Source organism: Petrachloros mirabilis, from assembly GCF_975968855.1.
The window spans coordinates 1-8,370 of the sequence record NZ_CDLUDY010000190.1; the positions used below are offsets into that span (position 1 = coordinate 1).

At 56.6% G+C, this 8,370-nt stretch carries 8 protein-coding genes; all 8 read right to left on the reverse strand.

What is annotated here, in order from left to right:
* Nucleotides 1-1,414, reverse strand: a 1,414-nt coding sequence (locus ACWVCN_RS07735) for a 30S ribosomal protein S1 (protein ID WP_455244988.1), incomplete at its 3' end; no start/stop codon positions are given.
* Between the two features lie 9 nt (nt 1,415-1,423).
* Nucleotides 1,424-2,134 (reverse strand): lysophospholipid acyltransferase family protein, encoded by a 711-nt coding sequence (locus ACWVCN_RS07740; protein WP_455244989.1) that lies wholly within the window; start codon nt 2,132-2,134, stop codon nt 1,424-1,426.
* Nucleotides 2,131-2,790, reverse strand: coding sequence for a (d)CMP kinase (cmk, locus tag ACWVCN_RS07745; RefSeq protein WP_455244990.1), 660 nt, complete (start codon nt 2,788-2,790; stop codon nt 2,131-2,133). The genes ACWVCN_RS07740 and cmk overlap by 4 nt, the downstream gene beginning before the upstream one ends.
* Before the next feature lie 58 nt (nt 2,791-2,848).
* Nucleotides 2,849-4,171: a 3-phosphoshikimate 1-carboxyvinyltransferase gene (gene aroA / locus ACWVCN_RS07750; RefSeq protein WP_455244991.1), complete on the reverse strand. Its 1,323-nt coding sequence runs from the start codon at nt 4,169-4,171 to the stop codon at nt 2,849-2,851.
* Between the two features lie 2 nt (nt 4,172-4,173).
* Nucleotides 4,174-5,064, reverse strand: coding sequence for a prephenate dehydrogenase (locus ACWVCN_RS07755; protein WP_455244992.1), 891 nt, complete (start codon nt 5,062-5,064; stop codon nt 4,174-4,176).
* A 35-nt stretch (nt 5,065-5,099) separates the two neighbouring features.
* Complete coding sequence (aroF, locus tag ACWVCN_RS07760) at nt 5,100-6,113, reverse strand: 3-deoxy-7-phosphoheptulonate synthase (RefSeq protein WP_455244993.1); 1,014 nt, start codon at nt 6,111-6,113, stop codon at nt 5,100-5,102.
* Nucleotides 6,114-6,131: 18 nt separating this feature from the next.
* Nucleotides 6,132-7,214, reverse strand: coding sequence for a histidinol-phosphate transaminase (gene hisC / locus ACWVCN_RS07765; protein WP_455244994.1), 1,083 nt, complete (start codon nt 7,212-7,214; stop codon nt 6,132-6,134).
* Nucleotides 7,215-7,218: 4 nt separating this feature from the next.
* The coding region (pheA, locus tag ACWVCN_RS07770; RefSeq protein ID WP_455244995.1) for a prephenate dehydratase at nt 7,219-8,370 on the reverse strand (1,152 nt) is incomplete at its 5' end.

Below are 8,370 nucleotides of genomic sequence, written 5' to 3' on the forward strand. Positions count from 1 at the left end.
CCGCCACCTTGCTGACTTTGCCGGTTGCCGAATCGCCAACACGATATCGGCTCGGGATTTCGTCATCCCACGGATCGCGGGATAGCTGCTTGTACCCGAGTGACAGCCGTTCCTTTTCCTTATCGATTCGAAGCACAACCGCTTCGACCTTCTGGCCCTTCTTGAAGAGTTCGGACGGATGTTTGATGTGTTTCGTCCAGGACATATCGGAGATGTGAATAAGACCATCGATCCCCTCATCGAGTCCGATAAAGGCGCCGAAATCGGTCAGGCTCTTGACCTTACCCTCGATGCGAGTGCCGATGGGGTACTTCCCCTCGACCATATCCCATGGGTTTGGCGCGGTCTGCTTCATGCCGAGTGAAATCTTCCGGCTGGCCGGATCGACATTCAATACCGCAGCTTCAACTTGATCGCCTATGGCAACCACACGGGACGGGTGACGTACTTCGTGTGTCCAGGACATTTCCGAGACATGGACCAACCCTTCGACACCCGGTTCCAATTCGATGAACGCCCCGTAGTCGGTCAGGCTCACAACGCGCCCTTTAACGCGGGTGCCAACGGGATACTTCCCGGCTACATTCGTCCAAGGATCAGCGGATTTCTGCTTGAGGCCAAGCGAAATACGGCCGGTCTCACGGTCGTATTTAAGCACGGTCACTTCCACACGGTCACCGACGTTGAACATTTCTGACGGATGTCCGACACGCCCCCACGACATGTCGGTGATGTGGAGGAGTCCGTCGATGCCGCCAAGGTCGATGAAAGCTCCATAGTCGGTGATGTTCTTGACCATTCCCTGGATCAGTTGCCCCTCTTTCAACGTGGCAAGTGTCGTCTGCCGTTTCTTGTCCCTCGTCTCTTCCAGCAGGACGCGACGGGAAACCACGACATTGCCGCGGCGATGGTTGATCTTGATGATCTTCATCGGGAAAGTCCGGCCGACTAAGCCGTCGAGATCCCGCACGGGATGCAGATCGATCTGGGAACCAGGCAGGAACGCCTTCACGCCGATGTCCACCATCATGCCGCCCTTGATCCGCGAGATGACCTTTCCATCGATGCTTTTCTCGTCTTTGTAGAGTTTTTCCAATTCTTCCCAAATCTTCATCTTGTCGGCTTTTTCTTTGGAAAGAACCAGATTGCCGTCGGCGTCTTCGCACTCCTCGATGTACACCTGAAGCCGATCACCGATCTTGATATTCTTCAGGTCTTCCTCGGAGAACTGATCGCACGGGATCATTCCTTCCGACTTATACCCGATGTCAACGACGACCTTGTCTTTCGTCAAGGCAACGACACGGCCTTCGGTTATGGTTCCCTCTTCAAGGTTCTTGAAGGTCTCCTCATACAACGCGGCGAGGGCATCGCGGTCTAATTGTGGCTCACTGGTTTTCGACACCGTACTCATGAGGCTTTCCTACTCTTCCGACTGTTGTCGGGTGCTGATTGTGGTTGCCACCGAAGCTGGCTCAGCGTTGCGAGCTTCAGCAGTGGGGCGACGGTTGGGCGATTCAACCTCACCCAACGCGGCGATCCTCTCCATCACCGTTCGACTCACGTCCTGATAAAATTTCTTCGTGTCCCCGTTTTCACGTCCCTCCGGTTGAGGGAACCTCAGAGGCTCCCCGAACAGCACAGCCACCGGGTGGAACCGTGGCTGCTTCGATCCAGAAGGCAGGACCTCGAAAGTCCCCTTCAAATACGCCGGAATGACCGGGCAGCCCGTCTGAGCGACGATCATGCCTAGACCCGGCTTCGCTTCCCGAAGCCGACCATCGTGACTCCGGCTTCCTTCTGGGAAAATCACGACGACCTTCCCCTGTTTAATTAACTCAATCGCTTTATCGAAGGCCTTGCGATCTAGACGGCCGAGTTTCAGCGGGATCCATCCCAGCCACCGCAAAATCCCCTTCAAGCCTGGAATCGGGAACAAATCGCTTCTGCCAAGGTACCAAGCCCGCCTGGTCATTCCGCAACCGAGCAGCGGAATGTCGAAATAGCTGGCATGGTTCGCTGCAATGAGCAGCCCTCCTGTCTTCGGTACCGAGCCGACGACACGATAGCGAAAACAAAGCCACGCCACTGCCCGCGTCACAATCCATAGCAACCCGTACGCGACCGAACTCACAATTTGGCCGTCACAACAGCCAGCATCTGATTCACCACATCCTCGATGGACAAAGCCGAGGTATCGATATGGTGCGCGTCCTCTGCCGGTATCAGCGGAGCGACAGCGCGCGAACGATCCCGCTTGTCACGTCCGGATATCTCGGCACTGGTCTGTTCAATGGCCCCCGAATGGCCAGCAGCCACGAGTTCCCGATGGCGGCGTTCCGCCCGTACGGTCGCATCCGCCTCGAGGAAGAATTTCACCTCTGCATCGGGAAATACTTTCGTCCCGATGTCGCGACCCTCCGCAACGACAGAACCCTTCTCACCGATTCGACGCTGAACCGGCAGGAGCCAGGCACGGACTGCCGGGATTGCCGAAACAACCGACGCGGCAGCCGAAACCGCCGGTGTCCGTAACTCTCCTGTCACATCCTTCCCATTGACGGAAATACTGACTCCTCCGTTCTTGACCTGCATCTGGAGGGACAAGGTCGGCAAAAGCGCCGCGACCGCCTCTGAATCGTTCGGGTCATGGCCCTGCTGCAAGACCGCCCAGGCAACCGAGCGGTAAAGCGCTCCGGTGTCAAGATAGAGATACCTGAGTCGTGAAGCGAGAAGCCTCGCCACTGTACTCTTACCGACTCCTGCCGGTCCATCGATCGCGACGATCATAGGAACCGGCTCCTTCTCTCAATCCTAATGCCAACCACAACAGGCCTCATTATAACGGTCAATGATTTTCAGTCAATAAATCCAACAACTTGCGATGAAAGCCTGGGAACGACGTCTCGATACAATCTGTTTCATTGATCACGGTGGCTGCAGAAGCAGTCAACCCCCCTATGGCAATCGACATGGCCACACGGTGGTCTCCATGACTGTGTCCCTCTGTCGCATTCAAACGACCATTCTCTTTCGGTCGACCGAGACCTTGAATCACCATGCCGTCAGGTTTCTCAGTCATTTTGGCACCCATGGCACGAAGTTCTGTCGCCATGGTGGCAATCCGATCACTCTCTTTTACACGCAGTTCTTCCGCCCCGGTGATAATCGTTTCGCCTTCCGCCACTGCTGCGGCAACGCAAAGAACAGGAAACTCATCGATCGTTTGGGGAATGAGTTCCGGTCCAATTCGTGTCCCTCTTAGCGAAGCGGATTTGACGCGAATGTCCGCAACAGGCTCTCCCGCTACATCCCGCTTGTTGAGCAACTGGATATCAGCACCCATGCGGTTCATGACCTCCAGCACCCCGGTTCTCGTGGGATTCACTCCGACTCCGGAGATAGTGACGTCCGATCCAGGAACAATCGACGCGCCCACGATGAAGAAGGCTGCAGCAGACAGGTCGCCCGGGATCATCAACTCCGGTACAGCAGTCCAACCAACGGTTGGCCGTCCCTCCATTACTAACGTAGTTCCTTCACGCTTGAGCGGCAGACCGTAAAATTGAAAGAGCCGTTCGGTATGGTCGCGTGACAGACGCGGCTCGGACAGACGCGTCGTGCCTTCAGCAAACAATGCAGCCAGCAGGATCGAAGACTTAATTTGAGCGCTAGCCACGGGAGACGCGTATGTGATGCCTCTGAGCCTCGTGCCATTGACGGCCAATGGCGCAAGTTCGCCGCCTTTCCGCCCGGCAATGGTCGCGCCCATTTCCCGCAACGGCTTGACGATCCGTCCCATTGGGCGACGGCGGATCGATGCATCGCCCGTCAGCACGGTGAAGAAGTCTTGCCCGGCCAACAGGCCTGTCAGAAGACGAATGCCCGTTCCTGAGTTGCCGCAATCGACAACACCGCCCGGTTCGGTGAGCCCCCAAAGGCCCTTCCCGTGGACACGTAACTCATCAACCGTCTCCTCGATCCTGACACCAAGCGCCTGCAGCGCGCGCATCGTGTTCAGGCAATCCTCGCCACAGCAATACCGCGAGATCCTTCCCACTCCTTCGGCCAGAGCAGTCAGGATGATCGCCCGATGCGTGATCGATTTATCGCCCGGAACAGCGAACCTGCCTCGCAACGGCTTGCCAGGCGTGATTGTGAGTAAAGCCATGACTATGCCTTAAGAGTTGCACGGGCGGGAAATTTCTCCCGCTCCTGTTTCGCCCGCTCCAATTCTTTTTCGATCCCTGCCACATCGCCGGATTTGATCAACTGTTTCAGCTGTCCGAGAGATTGTTCATAGGCTTCGATAAACGACACGACATTCTCACGATTCCATAAAAAGATGTCTCGCCACATTTCAGGAGAACTGGCGGCAATCCTGGTGGTATCCCGTAGGCCGCCTCCCGAATGACCGGCTAGATCGAGCGCAGGAACTTCCCGCCGGATATCGATCAACGCATTGATCAGTGCAAACGCAGCCACATGCGGAAGATGACTTACGGCTCCAAGAATCTTGTCGTGGAGATGAGGATCCATCGTCAGCATCACCGACCCTGTCTCCTGCCACATAGCCCGGACTTGTACGAGCGCCTCTTGATTCGTGTTCTTGGTCGGCGTCAGGATGCACCGTGCGCCCTGAAAGAGCTGTTCGGATCCTGCCGCGACACCGGTCTTTTCCTTGCCGGCAATCGGATGGGCTCCCACAAAGTGAACTCCTTGAGGCATGGCCCGCTCAGATTGTACGACGAGTTCGCCCTTCACGCTGCCCACGTCGGTGACAATGGCGCCGGATTTCAAGCAGGAGGCCCACTCTTTCAAATGACGATCGTACGTATCAACCGGAGTTGCCAGCACGACGACGTCCGCATCCTTCACGCCTTCTTTCGGATCGACGACATACCGGTCGATGGCGCCGAGTTCGACTGCCGTCTTCAGATTCTCGATACGACGCCCAACACCGATGACGGTCGAGGCAATCCCTTTCCGGCGCAGAATCATACCGAGTGATCCGCCGATCAGCCCGACGCCGATGATGGTGACTTGTGAAAAGTGTGGTGCCATCTTTTCAAAAGAGAACCGGACGCCCGGCACCCTCCTTATAATTCTCGACCGACCGCGATCGCGATCTTTCTCATGTCCTGCATCAATTCCTTGAACTTTACCGGCTTGATCGACTCTTCGCCGTCGCACAAGGCGCATTCCGGATTTGAATGGACCTCGATCAGGATGCCATCAGCTCCCGCCGCTACCGCAGCCTTCGACATCGGCGCGACGAGATTCCACTTACCAGTCGCATGGCTGGGATCGACAATGACGGGGAGATGCGAAAGTTCCTTCAACGTCGGGATCGCGGCCAGATCGAGCGTGTTGCGATATTGCGTTTCAAATGTCCTGATACCCCGTTCGCAGAGCATCACGTTTCGATTGCCGCGCGACATGATGTATTCCGCCGACAGGAGGAACTCTTTGATCGTTGCGGAGAGGCCACGTTTCAACAGTACGGGCTTGTCGTAGGCACCGACCTCCTTCAGCAGCTCGAAGTTCTGCATGTTGCGGGCGCCGATCTGGATGATGTCCGCTTTCTCGAGGAACAGTTCGATATCTCGGGTATCGAGGATCTCGCTCACCACCGGCAAACCGGTTTGCTTCTTTGCCTCAAGCAGGTAGTCGAGCCCTTCCCGTCCCAATCCCTGGAATGAGTAGGGGGAGGTGCGCGGTTTATACGCACCGCCGCGGAGGATAGTCGCGCCTGCGGCCTTCACCTCATGGGCAATCCCGACCGTCAATTCGAGCCGCTCGACCGCGCAGGGACCGGCCATGATCGCCAGCTTGTTGCCGCCGATCTTGACTCCCCCGACGTCGATGATCGTGCCTTCTTTCTTGAACTCCCTGCTCACCAACTTCCACGGAGCCAAGATCGGCAACACGCTTTCAACACCCGGCAAGGCCGTGAGCGGCTGATTCTGGAGGATGCGGTCGTCGCCGATCACGCCGATAATTGTCCGTTCCTGTCCCGTCGACAGTTGCGATTTCAAACCCAATTCGCGGAGCCGATCGACAATATGATCGACTTCCCGTTCCGTCGCTTCCGGCTTCAACACAATGATCATAACTCCCTCACCTTTTGCTCAACCCGCCTGTACCACTCGTGCGAGCGCGGTCAGGAAAGCTTCGTTTTCCTCTACCTGCCCAATCGTGACACGAATCATGCGCCCTTCGATGTGCCGGACGATGATGCCCTGACGCAACAACGCGTCGAAAACCTGCCCGCCGTCTCGTCCAATATCCACGTACACGAAATTCGCTTCGCTCGGGATCGGCGCGAACCCCAGAGCTGTCAGCCCCTTGACTATCTGCTCCATCCCGGCCTGATTGACCGACCGACTCCTCGCGACATGCTCATCGTCGCCCAAGGCGGCAAGCGCCGCGCGCTGCGCGATGCTGTTGGCATTGAACGGCGGCCTCACGCGGTTGAGAAAATTCGTGATCTCCGGCGTCGTCACTCCGTAGCCGATCCGCAATCCGGCCAGGCCATAGATCTTCGAAAACGTCCGCAGCACGATAGCGTTCCGCCCCTGCCTCACAAAGGCCATTGAGTCCGGGAAATTGGAACTTCTGACGTATTCGAAATAGGCTTCGTCAAACACGACGATCACGTGCTCGGGAACACGACCCATTAGCTGCTCGACTTCATCCGCGGACACCATCGTCCCCGTAGGATTGTTGGGGTTACACACGAAGAGGAGCTTCGTGCGCGGCGTGACGGCTTCGGCCATGGCTGTCAGATCATGTCGCCACTCTTTCAACGGAACCGTCACGGCCTTGCCATGCGCCGCCATAACCTCCATCTTGTAGATGACAAAGGTATGATCCGCCATGACCGCCTCGTCGCCCGGCGACAGGAAGGCCCGTGCCAGTAAACCGAGGACTTCATCCGAGCCGTTGCCGAGAATGACGTGATCCGACGTCACCTTCCAGCGATCAGCCAACGCTTCGCGGAGCCGGAAAGCTCCGCCGTCTGGATACCGGTGCAACGTGGCAGCCCCTTCGGTCAGCACAGCAATTGCTTTCGGGGAAGGACCCAACGGATTTTCGTTCGAAGCCAGCTTGATCACCCGCGGCAGACCCATTTCGCGTTGCAACTCTTCGATGGGTTTGCCCGGCACGTAGGGACTCAATGCGGCGATATCGGGATGGACGTTCAATGACATGATGTTAACAATGAGCCGGATAGGAGCCGAGGACCTTCATGAAGAGGCAGCGACCGGTGATTTCTTCGATGGCCTTCTTGACCCGCTCTTCTTCAATGTGTCCTTCGATGTCCACGAAAAATATATATTCCCAGGCCTTCCGTCTGGATGGGCGGGATTCGATCTTTGTCATGCTCAAGCCGTGCGAGGCAAAGGGCCTGAGCAAGTCGTAGAGTGCCCCGACCTTATCCTTGATCGACAACATCAGAGAAGTCTTGTCCTTCCCCGTCCGCTGTGGCGGCTTCTGCGACAAAACCAGGAATCGGGTGAAATTATTCACATTATCTTCAATACGGGACTTGATGACCTTGAGTCCATAAAGCTGCGCTGCCAGCTCAGACGCGATGGCTGCGATGGATGGGTCGTCGAAACACATCTCGGCGGCACGAGCGGTGCTGGCAACTTCTGACACGAGAACATGTGGCATATGATTCTCAATCCAGTTTCGGCATTGAGCGATTGCTTGGGGATGGGAGCAAATCTTCTTCACATCTTCGGCAACCCCGGTTTTCGACATCAGGTGGTGCGAGACCTCTTGGAGCACTTCGCCATAAATCAGGAGATTCGAATCGATGAACATATCCAGCGTGTGGTTGACGACGCCTTCCGTGGTATTCTCGATCGGCACTACCCCGAAGTTCGCCCTCCCACGCTCCACTTCACTGAAGACCTCTTTAATACTGTTAACCGGGATGTATTGGGCCGACGCCCCGAACTTCTGCATGCAGGCCATATGGGTGAAGGTTGCCCGGGGGCCGAGATAGGCCACCTTTTGGGGGCCTTCCAAGGACAGCGAAGCCGACATGATCTCACGATAGACTGGACGAATGGCCTCAGAAGGAAAAGGACCGGTGTTTTGTTTGACGAGCCGCTCGATAATAGCGGCTTCGCGAGCCGGCGTATGTAGATTGGCCCCGGCGTCCTGCTGTTTCTTGAGCTTTCCGATCTCGATCACGCTCTTGGACCGCTCGTTGAGCAGCCGCAAGATCTCGTCATCGATTCGGTCGATCTCCTTCCGGTAATCGGAAAGGTCAGCCGGCATGAACCGACCCCCTCCACCGGTGCCCCATGAGTTGGACGAACGTCCAGAGGCAGGACCGGTGTGAGCGAAGAGAAA

Excerpts from the sequence above, each read along its gene's own strand:
- cmk (WP_455244990.1), bottom strand. The coding sequence starts at position 2,790 with ATGATCGTCGCGATCGATGGACCGGCAGGAGTCGGTAAGAGTACAGTG.
- aroA (WP_455244991.1), bottom strand. The coding sequence starts at position 4,171 with ATGGCTTTACTCACAATCACGCCTGGCAAGCCGTTGCGAGGCAGGTTC.
- ACWVCN_RS07755 (WP_455244992.1), bottom strand. The coding sequence starts at position 5,064 with ATGGCACCACACTTTTCACAAGTCACCATCATCGGCGTCGGGCTGATC.
- aroF (WP_455244993.1), bottom strand. The coding sequence starts at position 6,113 with ATGATCATTGTGTTGAAGCCGGAAGCGACGGAACGGGAAGTCGATCAT.
- hisC (WP_455244994.1), bottom strand. The coding sequence starts at position 7,214 with ATGTCATTGAACGTCCATCCCGATATCGCCGCATTGAGTCCCTACGTG.